At 41.0% G+C, this 18,428-nt stretch carries 13 protein-coding genes and 1 pseudogene; 7 read left to right on the top strand and 7 right to left on the bottom strand.

Going from position 1 to position 18,428, the window contains the following annotated elements:
- Positions 1–85 precede the first annotated feature (85 nt).
- Entirely contained in the window at positions 86–718 is a 633-nt protein-coding gene (locus VB732_RS26035; protein WP_323233778.1) for a bifunctional 4-hydroxy-2-oxoglutarate aldolase/2-dehydro-3-deoxy-phosphogluconate aldolase, read from the bottom strand.
- Between the two features lie 617 nt (positions 719–1,335).
- Here VB732_RS26035 and VB732_RS26030 point away from each other — a divergent pair.
- Positions 1,336–1,608: a GlsB/YeaQ/YmgE family stress response membrane protein gene (locus VB732_RS26030; protein ID WP_323233777.1), complete on the top strand. Its 273-nt coding sequence runs from the start codon at positions 1,336–1,338 to the stop codon at positions 1,606–1,608.
- A 1,076-nt stretch (positions 1,609–2,684) separates the two neighbouring features.
- Positions 2,685–3,437 carry a hypothetical protein gene (locus tag VB732_RS26025; protein WP_323233776.1) on the top strand — a complete coding sequence of 251 codons (753 nt, stop codon included), beginning with the start codon at positions 2,685–2,687 and terminating at the stop codon, positions 3,435–3,437.
- A 309-nt stretch (positions 3,438–3,746) separates the two neighbouring features.
- Here VB732_RS26025 and VB732_RS26020 read toward each other — a convergent pair.
- A pseudogene (locus VB732_RS26020) lies at positions 3,747–4,235 on the bottom strand (IS4 family transposase); the annotation flags it as partial.
- A 178-nt stretch (positions 4,236–4,413) separates the two neighbouring features.
- Between VB732_RS26020 and VB732_RS26015 the strand changes: the two are divergent.
- The 3 genes from VB732_RS26015 (at position 4,414) to VB732_RS26005 (ending at position 6,717) form a co-directional block, all read left to right on the top strand.
- Entirely contained in the window at positions 4,414–4,947 is a 534-nt protein-coding gene (locus VB732_RS26015; protein ID WP_323233775.1) for an MEKHLA domain-containing protein, read from the top strand.
- Positions 4,948–5,207: 260 nt separating this feature from the next.
- Positions 5,208–5,927 (top strand): rhomboid family intramembrane serine protease, encoded by a 720-nt coding sequence (locus VB732_RS26010; protein ID WP_323233774.1) that lies wholly within the window; start codon positions 5,208–5,210, stop codon positions 5,925–5,927.
- A gap of 115 nt (positions 5,928–6,042) precedes the next feature.
- Positions 6,043–6,717 (top strand): rhomboid family intramembrane serine protease, encoded by a 675-nt coding sequence (locus tag VB732_RS26005; RefSeq protein ID WP_323233773.1) that lies wholly within the window; start codon positions 6,043–6,045, stop codon positions 6,715–6,717.
- A 123-nt stretch (positions 6,718–6,840) separates the two neighbouring features.
- On the opposite strand, the gene VB732_RS26000 is transcribed toward VB732_RS26005, so the two are convergent.
- From VB732_RS26000 to VB732_RS25980, 5 genes are all read right to left on the bottom strand, one after another.
- Positions 6,841–9,015, bottom strand: a complete 2,175-nt coding sequence (locus VB732_RS26000) for a polysaccharide biosynthesis tyrosine autokinase (RefSeq protein ID WP_323233772.1) — start codon at positions 9,013–9,015, stop codon at positions 6,841–6,843.
- Between the two features lie 255 nt (positions 9,016–9,270).
- Complete coding sequence (locus VB732_RS25995; protein WP_323233771.1) at positions 9,271–10,623, bottom strand: polysaccharide biosynthesis/export family protein; 1,353 nt, start codon at positions 10,621–10,623, stop codon at positions 9,271–9,273.
- Between the two features lie 318 nt (positions 10,624–10,941).
- A complete protein-coding gene (locus VB732_RS25990; protein WP_323233770.1) occupies positions 10,942–11,664 on the bottom strand; it encodes a cyanoexosortase B system-associated protein in 723 nt (240 codons plus the stop codon).
- Positions 11,665–11,924: 260 nt separating this feature from the next.
- On the bottom strand, positions 11,925–12,818 hold the full coding sequence (gene crtB / locus VB732_RS25985) for a cyanoexosortase B (protein WP_323233769.1): 894 nt from the start codon (positions 12,816–12,818) through the stop codon (positions 11,925–11,927).
- 118 nt (positions 12,819–12,936) lie between these two features.
- A complete protein-coding gene (locus VB732_RS25980; RefSeq protein ID WP_416235775.1) occupies positions 12,937–14,121 on the bottom strand; it encodes a DegT/DnrJ/EryC1/StrS family aminotransferase in 1,185 nt (394 codons plus the stop codon).
- A 561-nt stretch (positions 14,122–14,682) separates the two neighbouring features.
- Between VB732_RS25980 and VB732_RS25975 the strand changes: the two genes are divergently transcribed.
- The gene (locus VB732_RS25975) at positions 14,683–16,233 is read left to right on the top strand and encodes a GAF domain-containing sensor histidine kinase (RefSeq protein WP_323233767.1); all 1,551 of its coding nucleotides are present in this window, start codon (positions 14,683–14,685) and stop codon (positions 16,231–16,233) included.
- Between the two features lie 351 nt (positions 16,234–16,584).
- Entirely contained in the window at positions 16,585–18,003 is a 1,419-nt protein-coding gene (locus tag VB732_RS25970; protein WP_323233766.1) for an IctB family putative bicarbonate transporter, read from the top strand.
- Positions 18,004–18,428: the final 425 nt, after the last annotated feature.

The raw sequence follows: 18,428 nt of genomic DNA, 5'->3' as shown, positions 1-18,428 counted from the left end.
AAGTCTTGAGAAACTTATCAGTTTTCACCTCTATTTCCCTATCTATTACTTTAATAGACGTGAACTTTTGATGCTTTGTTCTAAGTTAACCTAACTGTTGTATCAGCTTTCTTGCTCCAGATGCGATCGCTGACCAATTCCCCTCTGTGACAAGGTTTTTGGGAAATAATTCACCGCTCAAACCGACAGCGATCGCTCCCGCTTGCAAAAATTCTTTCGCATTTTCTAAAGTCACGCCGCCAGTAGGAATTAAGGGAATCTGACCTAGTGGCCCTTGCAAACTTTTGATATAATCAGCCCCTCCCACTGCTTGCACCGGAAACACTTTTACACAACTAGCGCCCTGACTCCAGGCAGTAACAATTTCTGTGGGAGTCAGCGCCCCTGGGATGATGGGTACATTTTTTTCTTGTGCTGCTTGAATCATTGCGGAGTCAACGTGGGGTGTGAAGAGGAATTGCGCCCCAGATGCGATCGCTTCTTGTAGCTGCTGCACATTGAATAGCGTACCAGTACCAATGGTGCAGGCTGGTAATTCTGAGCGTAGTTGACTGATTAATTCCCCAGCGCGTGAGCTATTCCAGGTAATCTCAATGATCTGCATTCCCTCAGATGCTATAGCCATTGCCATTTTCTGCCCTACTTCGATTTTAGGGGCGCGGATAACTGCGATCGCACGATGTTTTCGCAATTGTGATAACCAAATTTCATTAGGCATTTTAACTGGGAATTAGGGATTGAGGACTAGAAATTGAGGACTAGGGAATGGGAACTAGAGAATAGTTTTCCTAATACCTAATTTTCAATACTAATACCCAGTGTCTAAGCCTCAATGCCCAATTTCCATCCCCTTAGAGCTTGCTTCTTGTATCAAACTATGAGATTTTGTGTATAAAACCTCTTTTACATTACTTTAGAAACAGCCTTTGAAAACTCAGCTTAATTCTTATAGTAGAGGAGAGAGCTAATTAAAAAGACATATACTGCAATTACCAAGCAATAGTTTGATCGGCTCCTAGTTAAAGACCTACTAGGAGCTTTTTTTTTAAACCCAGTATCTATCTCAGTAAGAGTAAAAGACTTCCAAATAAAACAATATCCCAAAACTAACGCAAAAATTCTCTCTATCTCTTCTGCCTCCGTGTTCTCTGTGTCTCTGCGGTTCGTTTATTTGGATAATTTACTTCTTGGAAGTCCCTAAATATCAACAACTTTAGTCATAATTAAACTCTTCCTTATGGACATTAACGATTAGTTCTAATGATAGATGTAATCAAAATATGAAGATTGGTAGTATGTATTCGTGAGTAAAAAACGTTTACCCAGTTAATAACAATGAATATTCTTGCTTGGATTGTTTTAGGTCTAATTGCTGGTGCGATCGCTAAAGCTATCTACCCCGGTCATCAAGGTGGCGGAATTCTGGGAACACTCTTGTTGGGAATTATCGGCGCTTTTGTTGGCGGTAGCTTAGGAGTATTTTTCAGTACAGGAACGTTAAGTTTAGCAGCTCCAAGTCTTAGTATTCCAGGTATTGCAGTAGCAGTTCTGGGTGCAATTGTTGCAGTCTTCCTGTGGAATTTATTAACTAACCGCAGTGCTGTATAAAAGCAAGATTGCGGACAATGAGTGAAGGAAATCTAGGAAATTCATCTAACTACCGTGAATTAAATCAAAAAAAATAGCGCCAGCCTGTTATCAAGGTGGCGCTATTTTTTTGTATATTGGGAGCATTTTGAAAGGTTATTCAACATTTTTCAAACCTTGTCATTAGTAACACTATGATTTTGCGTATAAACACTAGCTTTAATTCTAGCTTTTCTTCCATCTTGAAGTTACACGTTATAGATGATGATGACAAACCGCTATGGTTCTTTGAGCTTAAATTAGAAGCCATTATGATGAATCACTAACGTTAAAGCAATCATCCACAAAACCAGATGCAATATCTGAATTAGAAGAAATTACTTAGATGTATATATTGGTTTCATAAAAATAAAATTATTCACGAATTTTACTGAACCAGAAAACAGCTTGACTAAGCCAAACTAACTTTAGAACCCTCTCTAACAAATATATCTATGTTCTAGGAAAATCTGAATTGATATCCGATGGACAAAAAACGATTGATTCAAATATGTATTCAAGCTTCTAACAATAGATATCAGGAATGAGCAAATGCTAAGTGTTCATTACAACTATTTGTTGCTAATTGGTGCTTAGGCGTAGCCCGTCGTAAAGATCGCAATTTATTAAACAGCAATATTGGTGCTATTCGTCAGAATTCATAATTAATTCTGGTCAAAAAATCGTTTGAATAAATTGAGTTTTTGCACCCTTAGCAAGTCATAGATTTATTGTTCTTCACTACATAACGCAAGTGTGAATAAAACACTCACGTAGCTTTTTTTTGTAGAGAGCATATTGATTCTAGTGTAAGCGAGTCCGCGAGCGTCTTCGTGAATTCAGAATCAATCTATTCACTGCATAGTCTTTAATAAGAAAGGCTTATATACAGTTAATATCATGCATATTAGCTTATGCATTTTGTAGCCAAATATCATTTTTCGTGATATTGAAAATGCTTCAATCTGCGACTTTCAAAAATTTTGCTTGTTTAAACTCTCATTAGAGTTTATAGTGATACGGTGTTTTCCCTGGCAATTTCTCGGCAAGTTTATACCATGATTTATTCTCCCAAATTGCAGAAGTATTTGGCAGTTTTCTCCTTGTCTGCATTACTAGCAGCTGATTTAGTCATCACACAAAAAGCCCCTCCAGCTTTTGCCCAAACGGTAAATTCATCTATCGGGAATGCTGTGACGTTCAGTTGCAACGATAGTGAAGCGACAATCAAAGCTAAAAAGGCCCCCAGAGTAGCTAATGGGAATACAGCCTTTTACATTGGTTATCAGCAAGTCTCATCTAATAACAAAAACCCTATAACTATCCGTTTCAATAATGGTGTCAAATCATGGTGCCGGACTGACTACGAAACAACGAATGACGACGGTACAGGTTACGGATTGTATTGGAATGGGAACGATGTTTTATACGGCGTTTACTCTTCCACTGGCAGTCAAACTGGTAATGATTTTCGCCGCTTTGCAACTGGGCGCTGGTTGTCTAGCTATGGTAGCGGAGGCGGGCCAAAAGTCGCAGTTATAGCCCGGATTAATCCAGCTAATGGGCAGGTTAATTATGCCACATTTTTAACTGCAAAAAACGCGAGGAATGGAAATACAAACTCTTTAGTTGTCCAAGGACTATCATGGAATGGCACAAATTTAGCTGTGCAAGCAAAGTCATGGTGGACTCCTCGACGCGCTAATACAAATTCCATGACTTGCTCCGGTTCATCACCTTATATATACAAAGCAGTATTCACTGGCGATTTAACAAAGGTTAACTCGGCTTCAGCTGCTACCTGTAGTTAAGGGGTAAAAGATTCAGCTATCAAATTGAGGAAGCAATACGGTTCGGTTAAGATCCCCCCGCCTGCGGCGACCCACTTAAAAATGGGGTAAAAGATGCTTAAAATCTCCCCTTTTTAAGCTATCCATTACCCACATCTTTCTTAACATGAAATTTGACAAAAGAAAGCGGTTGTGCTGGGTAAGGAGACAAAAAAATTATCAGTGAATCTAGAAAATGAATATGACAAGAAACAGAAGCTCACAAAAGTCTGATTTTATAGAATTCATTTCTGCTGAACATCGAAACAAGCTGACAGGATGAGGCGATGATTAATTAACCATAAGAGACTGACAAACAAGCCAACCTTGAACAAGATCATGTAATCGGCTCAATCCACGCCAGAGAACTTTTACACCTGGAGAACCATCACCTTTTCGACCCAAAAAACCACCTAATCGAGCAATCAAATCGACAACTTCAGCCAGCGTCGGTGGCGATTTAAGAGGATAAGGTTGATGATGTACGGTGGCATAGAGAATTTGCCACTCGTGAGTTTCTAAAACTTGTTCACAACTGGCATCTGGTGAACAACGAGCTAAATAAGTCAGCCACAACAAACGCCAAGCAACTATACTGTAGGTAGCTAAAGCCATCTCTAATCTTTGCGCCGTTTTAAGTTGTAACTTTTCAATTCCACAACCACTTTTTAAGACATAATGATAACGTTCAATTAACCACCGATAACAATACCATTGCACATACTTCTTCACATCTTCAAGATGGGTAATTTCTAATGTGGTCAGAAGTAACCAAGATACAATTCCTCGATTTTGTCAACCTTTATGTTAAGAAAGATGTGGGTAATGGATAGCTTTTTAAGGGGGGCTAGGGGGATCAGTTAGTGCCTAACATCACAGCCAAATACTTTTAAAACAACCTCTAAAACGAGTCAAGTTTTGTCATACTAAATGCTTGGCGTTATATTTCCACTTTCCCATGACTAGCGTGATTGAATTTCCTTGGCAGCAAGAAGCAATTATTTTCCACAGCCAATACTTAATAAATAGTTTTCAGTATTGGACAAAAAATTCTTTACTGGATATAAATGGTTCTCCACTTGAAACAGCACAAGCGCTATTTGAAGCGCCCTTTGCCTTAGTTTCTCATGGCACTGAGACCGATCCAATTTTTAACTACGGCAATCGCAAGGCATTAGAACTATGGGAGGTTTCTTGGGAAGATTTTACTAGAATGCCTTCCCGGAAGTCAGCTGAAGAGGTAGTGCAGGAAGAACGCGATCGCTTATTATCAGAAGCAGCAACTAAAGGCTTTAGTTATTTTTCTGGTGTGCGGATCACTAGCACTGGTAAACGCTTTGAGATCCAAGATGGCATCCTCTGGAATCTTTTGGATGAGCAGAATAAATTGTGCGGTCAAGCAGCAGTTTACTCTAAGTGTACGTTTATCAAACAGAATTCAGGAGTCAGGAGTCAGAATTCAGCAATGTTTTCTGTACGACTTGGTGGATGAATAAGCGGGTTTAATACCCCCGCTAAATCTGCATATTTAGCGGTCAACTTTCGTAGTGGCGGGTCTGAATCCCCCACTAATTGATTCTGACTCCTGAATTCTGACTTCTGAATTCTTCTTCAATACATGATCGCTGACTCATAAATATAAATACTAATTATTTACTTAATGAAAGCGAGATCCATCCATGAGGTAGAAGAAACTACTTAAAGTATTCAGTATTGTGGAGCTTGTGCCTTAAAAAATCAGGAAAAACGCCCGTGGTTCCCATTAGAGATAATAATCCGACAAAAATCACGCCTTATGTAACTTATGGGCTAATTGCTGCCAATGTCCTCGCTTTTCTTTATGAAGCAAATCTTCCGCCACAAGCATTAAATGGATTTTTGCATCTTGCGGCTGTCGTTCCACGAGAACTGACTTTAAGCTTTGCTGGTGTCTCTTTACATCAACCAGTGCCAGAGTGGGCAACTTTGATTACCTCGCAATTTTTGCACGGCGGTTTCTTGCACTTAGCTGGCAACATGCTGTTTCTCTGGATTTTTGGTAACAACATTGAAGATAAGCTAGGTCATGCCAAATATTTACTGTTCTATTTATCTTGCGGTGTTTTGGCATCATTAACACAGTGGTTCTTCGCTCAAGATTCTAGCATTCCATCCTTGGGTGCAAGTGGTGCGATCGCAGGCGTTTTAGGAGCGTATATTCTTCGCTTTCCCAACGCCGAAGTTCTCGGCATAGTACCTTTAGGTTTTTTCTTCCCGACTTTCCGTGTCCCGGCATATTTCTTTTTGGGATTTTGGTTTCTCGAACAAGCCTTCTACGGGCTAGCTAGTCTCCAAACACGTACTAACATCGGTATGGAAAGCGGTGGTATTGCCTACTGGGCACATGCAGGCGGGTTTATCTTTGGGGCAATTCTCGGCCCACTGTTGGGTTTGTTTAACGATAAATCACAGGAAGAAGCTTGGTATCAGTAATTCTTCAGGGCTGTCAATCAGGCTAATTGGTTAAAAAGGTGAAATTATCTAAGCTTCGCAACTGCCAGCCTTACAAGTTATATTGCAATTAGCCAATAATTTAGGAAAAACACCTGTGTTTCCCCTCTACGATGAAAATCCGACGCGAATTACCCCGTATTTCACCTACGGGTTAATTGGCATGAATATTGTAGTTTTTCTTCACGAGATAAGCCTGTCAAATGCACAACAATTGAGTCAGTTTTTTAACCAGTATGCGGTAGTGCCTCAACAGTTAACCACCAATTGGAGTGAAGAATGGATAACTTTATTTACGTCACAATTTTTACACGGTGGTTGGTGGCACTTAATCTCAAACATGGTGTTTCTTTGGGTTTTTGGCAACAATATTGAAGATAGATTGGGTCATGCCAAATATCTAATTTTTTATTTGGCATGTGGTGCTTTAGCTGCCTTATGCCAATGGTTTATTGGGATGAATTCTGAAATTCCTTCCTTGGGAGCAAGTGGTGCAATTTCTGGCGTTTTGGGTGCGTACATTATTCGCTTTCCCCACGCTAAAGTCATGACCTTAGTATTTTTGGGGATTTTCATCACCACAATCAGAGTTCCAGCACTAGTAATAATTGGACTTTTTGTTGTGCAGAATATAATTTCTGGTCTAGCTACTCTCCAAACAGCCGCTAACATGACTGTACAAACTGGTGGAGTTGCTTACTGGGCACACATCGGTGGTTTTGCTTTTGGGATAATCCTTGCTCCCCTATTTGGCTTGTTTAGGCGCGACTAATACACCATTTTCTAAATTCATAGCAAATAATTTTTCGCTATCAAACCTCTGCGTATCTTTTGCTTACCTACCTTATGGGAAGGCGAAGTACCTATGCGTTTAAATTTCTTTATTGGAAAACTATTAGTTTTTGTTGGCAGTCGCCGAAACTCCTTCAGATTCGTTTACCTCAGATATAAATGTTGGTGCTTCTGCAAATTGTTCAGGTACAGAAACGATGATATCAGCACCATTAATAATTGCTCCCAATAATCCCAGTTCCGCTTCCACCAATTGATCGATCGCTTCGCCTAGCATATTTTCTTGTGTGTAGTGTGGTCGCGCCACTAATACGATTCCATCGCTGTAGGGTTGGATTAACAAAGGATCGTTGGATATACTGAGAGGGCTAGTATCTAAAATAACTAAATCAAAGCGTTCGCGCACATCTTCCATCAACCGCCGCATTTCGCTAGATTCAAGAATAGCAGCAGATTGCCGCACAGGGCCAGGGCTGGGAAGAATGTATAAATTTTCTACGTCAGGGACTAAACGGATACACTCACTTAAGTTAGCGTAATAACGTAGGGGTTCAATTGTGGCTTCGGGGTCAGGAATTACATTTAAAGATGTACAACGGGAAGGCGATCGCAAATCTGTTTCGATAATCAAGGTTCTTTTGCCAGCGCGAGCAGAAGCTATACCCAAGTTATAAGCACTTGCCGTCTTACCCTCTAGGCTACCAGTGCTAGTAATCAACACTACTTTTAAATTTTTACCACCAATCCGGCGCAGATTACTGCGGAACTTCTCATAAAATTCTAAATAAGGAGAATCACCGGAAAGTATTGCTGGCACTGCTTCTGGAGGCAAATCATCAACTGGCATTAAAGGCAATTCTCCCAACAGAGCCACTTCCCGTTGCTTGAGGCTTTCGCGGATATCCTCCCTGGTTTTGAAAGTCCCTTCCAGCGATCCCAGTAAAAATATCACTCCGCCACCAATTATCGCACCTAAGAAACCGCCCACAGCAAGGGTAATAGGTACACTCTTAGGGGGTTTGATATCGACAGCAGCTGTAGGTCGTCTGGCAACGCTGAGGCTGCTGGTAGTTTCTGCCTCTGCGGTTCTAGCATCGGTTAGCTTCACCTGCATTTGGTCATAGATGGCTTTTTTGAGTCCAACCTCTTGTTCTAAACGCGATCGCTCTAATTGTTTATTGGGTATCAGAGAATACTCTTGCCGTAGTCGTGCTTCTTGTTGGATTTCTTGAACTAGCTGTTGTTGTAGTGTCTCCTTTTGGGTTTGTAAAGACACCATTTGGTTTGCCAATTGCTGGCGGGCAGGATCTAAGCTACTTTGGGTGCGAATACCTGCAACGCTACCCTGAAGCGGAGCCGCCGCACCATCACCACCTAATACCTCAGCCGCACGTTGTCGCAGCAATTCTTCAGACGCTTGTTTTTGACGCTGCAACTGAATCATCGTTGGGTGTCCTGGTCGCAAATCTTTTTTGAGTACAGCCATTTGTGCCTCACTTTGATAAATTTGCGCTCGTAAATTCCCAATAATTGGATCGGCACTCAAAGCAGAAGAAACATAAGCCTGTCCGACTGTTAAGCCTAACTTATTTTGTAAACTGCGAACTTGACCATCAACGCCAGAAATAGTTAATTGCATTTGCCGTTGTAGATTTTGGCTAGCAGTAATGGCGCTTAACAAGCTGCCATTCTCTGCTGCCAATATTGCTGTTCGCTCGATGCGATCGTACTGTTCCAACTTCTTTTCAGCAACTTGCAATTCCCGTTTAGCTTGTGGTAAGCGATCGTTAATCTTTTGAATAATTGCTTGTAATCGCCCAGTATTGATGTCACCGCTCAACTTAATCATTGATTGCATCAATTCCGCCAATACTTCTATGGCTCGTTTTGGGTCACTATCTACATATTTCAGTTCAAAAATACTTGTTTCTAATTCTCCAGTCCTGGGGTTTTTTTTAGGTAAACTAAGCACAATATTTGTACCAAGTTGTTTCGGTTTTATATTTACTTTCTGTGCTACTGTCGCAATTATCTGGTTTGATAATAAAACTTCTTCATTCAGTTCCTTTCCTTGCTGTTGGATTTGAGTACCAGTTGTTGAGAAAGAAACCGGTGGGCCGCCATAGGTTAGTGCGCCAGATGCTATGTAGTTGGTAGGTGGCTCTGGCTGCATAGCTACCACTGTTGACCCCACAACCACTAAACCAAAACTAGCTAATCCAATCCATTTGTATTTTTCAAAAGCAATAAGATAGCGCTTAATAATTGGTGGGGTCATGGTCGCTTCGCTCCAATTCAAAATTAAAAATGACGTTCGCAGACTCTCTAATGCTGCGCTAAAAAAAATAAAAATTTAGGAAGCACCAAACTAAAGATAGTGGCTTTCATCCAAGGCAAGGGCGCTATTAACTTCCTACTGTATATCTAAATTAGTATCTTCAATATTTTAATCAATTCAAAAACAACTTAGATATGTGGCTTCCTCCACTCCAAACTATTTCTAGATTGTATCCTTCTTTTAGAGCCACTAATTTTACCTGCCACCGAAGCCGTCAAAAAACCGGAGAAAGGATTGGACATTGAAAAAGGGTTGGGTAATAGTAGTCAAGAAATTAGTAATTCTACCGATGAGGTTCCGACCAACAACAATAACATCATTATCTTGAAGCGCCACATTTTGAGATGCATCGCCTCCTAGAGCTTTTTTCGCATCCAGTTTTTGAGTAACAGCTTTACCTTGTTCAGGATCAAAACGAACCAGAGCGATATCTCGTAAATTAGCAGTATCGAGATTTACTCCTCCTAAAGCATCCACAAATGTACTACCGTTAGGCAGTGCTTGAATGGAAACACCTCCCGCAGCGTAATTTAAAACTCGGACTCTAATCTGTGGTGTAGCTAAGGATGAACGTGCTACTAAATTGCGGTCATAACCGTCATCATTACCAACTTCACGACGGGGGATGAGTATTGCATCTCCATCTTGTAAGCGTAAATTAGGGATTGAACCGCCATTTTGCAGTGCTGCATATAAATCAATAGTTTGTGAAATCACGGAACCATCGATTAACTTGCGGCGGACTTGAACTTGCCGCAGGTCTGCATTCAACGTTGAACCACCAGATACTAGCAAGGCATCAGCAACACGGGGCGTTGCTGAATTAATCGGATAAATTCCTGGTCGAAATATTTCCCCACTAATGGTAACTTGAACTGGTCGCGCCCCTGCCAAAAATACTACTACAATTGGATCTGGGACAATGCGACTTAAACCCAAGCGAATTTTTTCTTGAGCTTCTTCTAATGTTAAACCTTGTAATGACACCGTTCCCACTTGCGGCACTACAATATTGCCTTCTGGACTAATTACAGCTTGAAAAGCTAAATCTTGACGCTGTGTTGCTAAACCTAAAACTATTACCGGATCAACCACATAACGATTTAAACCCAAGCGAATTTTTTCTTGAGCTTCTTCTAAAGTTAAACCTTGTAATGACACTGTTCCTAGTAGCGGCACAACAATGTTACCTTCTGGGTTGATTAAAGCTTGAAAGCTCAAATCTGGAAAGCGCTGAACCGAAACGCTAATTCCATCTCCTATTCCTAAGCGGTATGGGCCAGGAGGACGCTGAAGCGTAACGCCAACTACATCTCCCGGCCCCAAGAGATAGCGGCTGAGTTGGGGAGAAATTTCATCATTTGCACCTGGAGGTACGAACTCAGTACCTGGTACAGGCGAGGGGGGTTGCCTTGGTGATTGTCCTTGAGGTGGAAAAGGCTGGGCAACAACAAGTTGGATAGGTGTTGTTAAGAAAACTCCTACTTGAAGACTGACAAAACACAAGGCGCTGAATCCACGCATATAAGAACTGGGATCTATAAACATCGGTGCAGAAAATAAAATACTGATAAAAAATTAGTAGCGCCGAGTGGTTATTCTACTCTAAAAATGTCCTACATATCTCTTATATCTGCCAGTATTTGCCAATAAGAAGAGAAGAATTTTGCTAAATTTAATTTTTAATACCAATTCTTTGTGAAGTTGCATAGAACAAGGGGCAAGATCCCCTTGTTCTATGCAACTTTGAAGATAATCGGTAGAACTTTATATTCTTAACATCTTTTAGCTAGCTGAGTTTCAGGCTAAATCTAATTATAGAAACACTCATGATGAATTTCTGCATAAATGCAGGTGTAACAAACTTTACAAAGCGCTTACCATCAATGTAGCTTGTACTGTTTCCCCTATAGACTGGGCTAAAGGCCAAGATGTTTCTATCTGCCCTAGAGGTTCTATTGGAATCAGAATACTTACGCCTACCCAAGGAGTGCGTTGCTTACGCCACTGGGCCAATTGATCCGCCAAGAACCAATGGAAAGGTGATGGATTTCCGCCATTTGGCATTGCGTACCACTGCAAAACAGCAAAGGTTTGCTGTGGTGTGGCAGCACGAAAGAACCTAGCTTCTACTTTAGTTATGGCATTAGAAGGCAACTTTGCAGGCGGTTTAACAGTAAATTCGGCAGAACGAGATTGCGCTATATCCCACTTTCCCCAACGTGACCTTCCCCAGCCGTTAACATCTGTCCACTCTACCTCTGGTTGATCCATAGGCCCATTTTGCGGCAGTAAAAGCAGGATTGCTTGGGATTGCGAACCTTCTTTTTTCATTACCTGCAAAGACCATTTATGCTCACCAATTTGCTGTTCTCCTTGTTCAATAGTTTGCCACCCAGAAACGGCTAACCCAGTGTTACGGATCTGTTTTAATTTGTTGAGAGTGGTAACAGGTGCTGGCTGTTTCCATTGCCACTTTCCTGTCAGGTATCCAGGAACCCCTCCTATTGCTAGCAGTAGTAACAGTAATAAAAGTGCTGCTACCTGACTCAATTGGTTTTCCTTGAAAAACTTGGAGAAGGAAATCATCAGTAAAAATTTGTAATACTTAGGCAAAATTTTACTTCATAAAATCACGCCATGAGTTCAGTAATATTTATGAGTAGATTAAGGAGCAGGGGGCAGGGGGCAGGGAGCAGGGAGCAGGGGGCAGGGGGCAGGGGGCAAGGGGGCAGGGAGCAGGGGAGGCAGGGGGAGCAGGGAAAGTAGGGGAAAAAGAACTATTTATTGATTCTTGAGCCATACCGAATTCCAAATTCCCAATCCCCAATTCCCAATCCCCAATTTTTCTAACTTTCTGCTTCTTGCTCAGTTTCTGGGGATGCGGAAAAATAATTATTAATCCAATTTAGTAAGGGTACTAATGACACCAGCATACAAGCCGAGTAAAGATCGCCACCCCAACCGTCATGCAGCCATTTAAAAGCTCCTTCTTGACCTGTGCCATGAAAGAAGGTCAGTAAAGTATTACGAATGATATTGGCAGTAGTACTAATAATTACAGCAAAAGATAAAAACGATATAGTTGTGCGCCGTGAAGACAAAGCATCTGTCCAATAAAGCAGCATCAAGCCAACATAGAGAGTTGTAAACAACATTTTCAGCCCCGCACAATAGGGCGCTACCTCTACAATTCGCCCTCCCACGTAGAGATTTATTTCATCTACGGTTACGTCCATACCAAATTGATTCAGTATGAAGCCTGCTGTGCCAGCGATGAAGCTTTGGAGAGGCAAGGTATAGGGGGCAATGAGATAGGGCATTGCTGTTGGGGTTGCCAAAAATACTAGCAATAGGGGGAATCCTTGCGATCGCAAACCTGCTATTCCTTTAAACCACAAACATAATCCTGCTAGGATAACAGGCAAGGAAAGGTTAACCCACTCTGTAACACCGCTAAGATAAAATATTGCCCCAAATAACAATAAAACAACGCTTAAAGGATACATTGTATCTGGTAAACGTTTCCACTTTTTCCGGTTCATCCAGACGAGATAAGCCGCAAATGGTAAACCAATAATTCCGTGGCTGAAATATTCGTGTTCTGTACTGATATTTTTATGCAGCCAACCATCCAACCAATGTAGCAATATAGGTGCATAAAGTAGCAGCAAAACACCTATAATAGCTAGATTTAATAAGTCTGAGGCGTTTCTGTTTTTAAGCTGTTGCTGGAGTACCATGATTTTTATTAGTCACTGGTCATTGGTTATTGGTCATTGGTCATTAGTCATTTGCAAAGGACAACTGACAAAGGACAAATGTCTAATTGTTTAGATGCACATTAGGTATGAATTAATATCAGGCTACCACGCTGCCCAGGTCAGCAGTGGAGGTTTCATCTACTTTAGAAGTTGTTGAGACTGCATGAGCGATCGCAGCTACAACTTCTTTTACTTGGCTACTGCTCAATCCAGGATACATCGGTAATGATAATATTTGCTGCGACAACTTTTCGGCTTGGGGAAAATCTCCAGGCTGATAGCCTAAGTTGGTGAATGCCGGTTGGAGGTGACAAGGAATTGGGTAGTGAATACCAGTTTGAATTCCTACTGCTGTGAGTTTGTCTTGGAGTTGCTGGCGTTCTATTGGGCAAGAATCATCAATTTTAATCACATAAAGATGATAAACGTGTCCTGTACCGCTTTGGTTTTTCATAGGGATAATCCCAGTAGTTGCCAAGGGTGCTAGTTCTTCATCATATTGTTGGGCAATAGTCAAGCGATCGCGGTTCCACTGTGGCAAATATGGTAATTTTTGGTGCAAAATTGCTGCTTGTAAAGTGTCCAAGCGGCTATTTGTACCTGGTTCAGTATGAAAATACTTTTGTGATGCACCATAATTTCGCAAACGCACCATCTTCTGGGCTACATCTGAATCTCGTGTTAGCAGCATTCCCCCATCGCCAAATGCTCCCAAATTTTTACTGGGATAGAAACTAAAAGCTGCTGCTATTCCGACTGAACCCGCGTAATATCCATCTCTTTGGGCGAGGTGTGCTTGAGCGGCATCTTCAAAAATTAGTAGTTTGTAGGTATCAGCAAAGTTTATTAGTTCGTGTGGCGATACCATTTGACCATAGAGATGTACAGGGATAATTGCTTTAGTTTGAGGTGTAATTGCCTTTGCTGCTGCCTCTAAATCAATTAAAGCTGTTTGGCGATCGCAATCTACCAGAATTGGCTTCGCACCAGCCCGTATAACCCCAATCAAGGTGGCGACAAAGGTGTTTGCTGGTAAAATAACTTCATCACCAGCACCAATATTACACGCTTGCAATCCGAGAGCGATCGCATCTGTTCCTGATGCAACACCAACCCCATAAGCTGCCCCCGATACTGCCGCAAATGCTGCTTCAAAATCTGACAGTGCTTGCCCTAAAATAAAATCTCCCTGTTCCAATACAGATTGGATTGCATCTTTTAACTGCGCTTGAATTGGTTCGTGTTGTAACTTCAGGTCTACAAAAGGAACTTTAATAGCCATTTTATTCATTACTAGTTGTACTCAAAAAATCTTTCTTCAGATGGAAAAATAAAAAACTCTACACAATTTTCAGTATGAAATTGTAATAGCTTCAATCTATTAGATCGAAACTTATATAGACTATCTAGCATTGTCAGTCATTAGTGCTAACTGTCATTAGTAATTATTGCTATAAAAACTACACACATATAATATTTGTCAGTAAATATACTTTGAACAGGCTGGTGATAATTTTTCCTTGCATACATAAAGAATAACAACCCCTTTGTATTGTATCCTTAGCATTAGCTTACCCTGGCTGAATCGAAATCTAACGCAGTCTGGTTCTAAAATCCCAAGCAATAAAGGCTACACTAATGCTAAATAAAGAATATTTAGCATCAGTAACTAGTAACCTGTAGATACCGCGTCGCCGACTTAATGTAAGGGATAAAAAATTTTTGCCCCAAATTTGTTTGTCAGAGGCAAAATTAGGGAATGCTTAACAATAGCAATTGATAACCCAGAAATAGGGCTTATATCAATTTACAATATCGAGAAATTATTAAGGTAGCAGTGGCAATGGTAGAGCCTGAAAACAAATTATTTGCCCTAAAGGATGGTTGGGATTCTCATGAATCAAGAGAACAACAACGCCTCAAAGCTTTGTCAGATTTAGGTTTGCGACAACCAGAAACGATTCCGGTTTTTGAAGAAGCTACACAGACTGCTGCCCACTTTTTGGAAGCACCAATTTCCATATTGGGATTTGTAGATCAAGAGCGTCACTGGTTCAAGTCATCGGTAGGCTTATCTAGGCTGGGATTAATGAATCATTTGGCACAAAGTCGCCAACTGTCACGCAGAGAATCTTTCTGCACTCAGGTAGTAGAGAGCCTTCAAGTTTTTGTGATTAATGATACACATAAACTTACAGATCCAGTGCTTGCTAACAGCAAGTTAGTGCAGGATTATGGTATTCGTGCTTACTTAGGAGCGCCACTGATTGATGCTGATGGCAATTGTTTGGGTGCATTGGCGGTGATGGATTTAGCGCCGCGCAATTTTACAACCCGAGATATTGAATTTTTACAAATTATAGCTCGTTGGAGCATGAGTGAATTTGAGCGTAACCGACTCTTGCAAGGGAAACTTGAATCAAGTACTTCCGCCATACCTCCTATATTTTCACTCAATGACGAACGCAACCCTGAGATTAAAATCGCCACGCCCACTAAAGATAGCGATGTTTCTACCAAGCAACTGAAGTTGGAACTTTTGGGTCAACTAACTCAGGAGTTACGCACGCCCTTAACATCTGTACTCGGTATGGCTGGTGTTTTAGGACGCGAAATTTATGGGCCTTTGACAACTAAGCAAAGAGAATATTTAGAAATTATCCAACATAGTGGACGGTACTTACTCTCTTTAGTAAACGAAATTACCGAACTAGGAGCTATGGATGATAACTCAACTGTGCTAAATCTCGCTCCTGTGGATATTGAAATGCTATGCCAACAAGCTATCAATACCCTAGAAGAAGTAGCTAATCGGCGTGAGCAAGATATTCGCCTCTCTATAGAACCAGGACGCAATCGTATTTGGCCTTTAGATAAAGACAAGGTGCGACAAATCCTTTATCACCTGGTTTTCAGTGTAATTCAACTTTCGGCAACAGGTAGCATTGTTCGTATTCATGTATCTTACAAGGAAGATACACTCAATATTACTATCTGGGTTTCCCATCCTTGGTTGGGGGATGGCATAACTGAAGTTGATCCGTACTTCCGCCTCAATTCATTGTCGTTGCTGGAGTTGACAGGTGAAGTAGCAACTTACAATACTCATACAGAAAACCAGAAGCAACTAGATACTTCATCAGTAGCAGTAGACAATTCAAAAAACTTGAGTGATTCCCATTCAAATTTCTTTCCTGCTAGTTCGGGTATAAATTTAGCTAAATCAAATGGAAGTCTTTCTCGTGAAAGCTTGGGTCTATTGCTAAGTTGTCAACTCGCAGAGTTGCACGGGGGGCAAATTTTGATTCAAAGTTCACCAGAATCAGGGTATCGTTATGTGCTTTCTTTGCCACTACAACTGGCGACGGCTTCAGAAGCAATTAGTGATGTCTAATCTTGGGAATTGGGGATTGAGAAAGAGGTATTTTCATCTAATAAGTAAGTCGGCACAATAAAACCCATGTATATTTAGTTTTGTAAAAACTATGGAATTACAAATTTCTTAGCTAATTGCTAATTTTACATTTCGTCACATAGCTTGATTTTTTAATGCTGACTTACTTTAGGACTCATATTTGATTGTTGAAAAAACTCAGTATGGCTGAATTAAAGGTAGTGGCTGATGGTTAGGAATAGGAGCGCCATTACGCAATATTCAATTTCCATTATTACCTTTTTATGGTCATAGGCATTATGATCAATTCCAAGTTCTGCGTCGGCAGGCTAATTGATCGCAATGTTTTTTATGAATTTAGTCTGGCAACGATTTACTTTATCATCTTTACCGCTCAAAGACTATCTTGCTACCAGTTACGTACACCGTTATCTGGTGGGACTCTTAAGTTCTTGGCGGCAAACCAGCATCCTAATGCAGTGGGGAGATGCGATCGCAGCGGCTTTACTCAGTTTAATATATGCCCTTGCGCCTTTCGCTTCGAGTACGTTGATAGGTTTGTTACTGGTGGCTTGTGTAGGATTCTGGCTATTGTTGACTTTATCTGATGAAGCCACACCAGCAAATGTCTCGTCAGTCACTCCCATTCACCTACTGGTATTGCTTTACTGGGGAATTGCTGTAATCGCAACAGCATTATCACCAGTAAAAAAGGCGGCACTTAGCGACTTGGCAACCTTGACCTTATATTTGCTACTATTTACCCTTTGTGCCAGGGTATTAAGGTCGCCTCGCCTCCGATCTTGGATTATCGTTCTTTATCTGCACATATCGTTAATTGTCAGTGTCTATGGATTGCGGCAATGGTTTTTTGGAGCCACAGCACTGGCAACTTGGGTTGATCCTGAATCTCCTCTGTCTAAGACTACAAGAGTCTACAGTTATTTAGGCAATCCTAACTTATTGGCTGGATATCTCTTACCAGCAGTAATTTTTAGCTTAGTGGCAATTTTTGCATGGCAAAGCTGGCTCAAAAAAGCTCTAGCATTAACAATGTTTATTGTCAATACTGCCTGCTTGATCCTAACTTTTAGTCGTGGCGGTTGGATTGGACTCGTGGTGGGGGTTTTGGCAGCGATGGGATTGCTAGTTTTTTGGAAAAGTGTAGAAATGCCTCCTTTTTGGCGTACTTGGTCGCTACCCATTGTCTTAGGAGGTTTAATCGGGATATTACTGTTAGCGGTGATATTTATAGAGCCAGTCCGCCAGAGAGTGTTGAGTATTTTTGCCGATCGCAAAGATAGCAGTAATAATTTTCGCCGAAATGTCTGGGATGCTGTCTTTGAGATGATTCGCGATCGCCCGATTTTCGGCATTGGCCCTGGTCACAACTCTTTTAATAAAGTTTATCCCCTCTACCAACGCCCTCGTTTTACTGCTTTGAGTGCTTATTCGATTTTCTTTGAGGTAACTGTAGAAACTGGCTTTGTTGGTTTAGCTTGCTTTCTCTGGCTGATAATTGTCACATTGAATACGGCACTTTTGCAAATGCGACGATTGCGACAACTCAGAAATGGAGAAGGATTTTGGTTAATTGGGGCGATCGCTATTTTGTTAGGTATGCTAGCTCACGGAACTGTAGATACCGTCTGGTATCGTCCTGAAGTTAATACTCTCTGGTGGCTCATAGTTGCTTTGATTGCCAGCTACTGGAAACCTTTAGCTCAAAACCAAACAAATTCATCAAACCCTGAACCAGCAGTAAACTAACGTAAGTCGTTTTTCTACTCAGTACTTACGCAAAAAATAGCCCAAACTTTGATTTTCCAGTAGGGGTAATTCATAAATTGCCCTTACTGCTGACAACTTTTTAAGGCATTAGAAAAGGCTAGAAACCGCATTGTGACTTTACCCATAACTTTGCCGCTACTGGAACCATAACTGGGAACATCCAGTTTTGGAAGATTTACCATTTCTGAGAAAATACTGAGGGGGCGACATGCAGCCCACATTGCAGATTGTATAAAGGTTTGACCAAATTATGGTAGAAAAAGATAGGTCAATTATTGTCAAGAAGACCTATCTGTTGAAAATGTTACCTCCATTGTATCAAAATAACTTAGAAAATCAACTCTCAGAGTCCCAATTATTGTTTTTAAACCTGCTGATTAATGTACTACAAGATATTATCCCTC

The sequence above is a fragment of the Nostoc sp. UHCC 0252 genome, assembly GCF_034931145.1.
In the GTDB taxonomy this organism is placed as follows: Bacteria; Cyanobacteriota; Cyanobacteriia; order Cyanobacteriales; family Nostocaceae; genus Nostoc.
The sequence above is the reverse complement of the archived record's forward strand: the minus strand, read 5'-3'. Positions and strand labels throughout refer to the sequence as shown.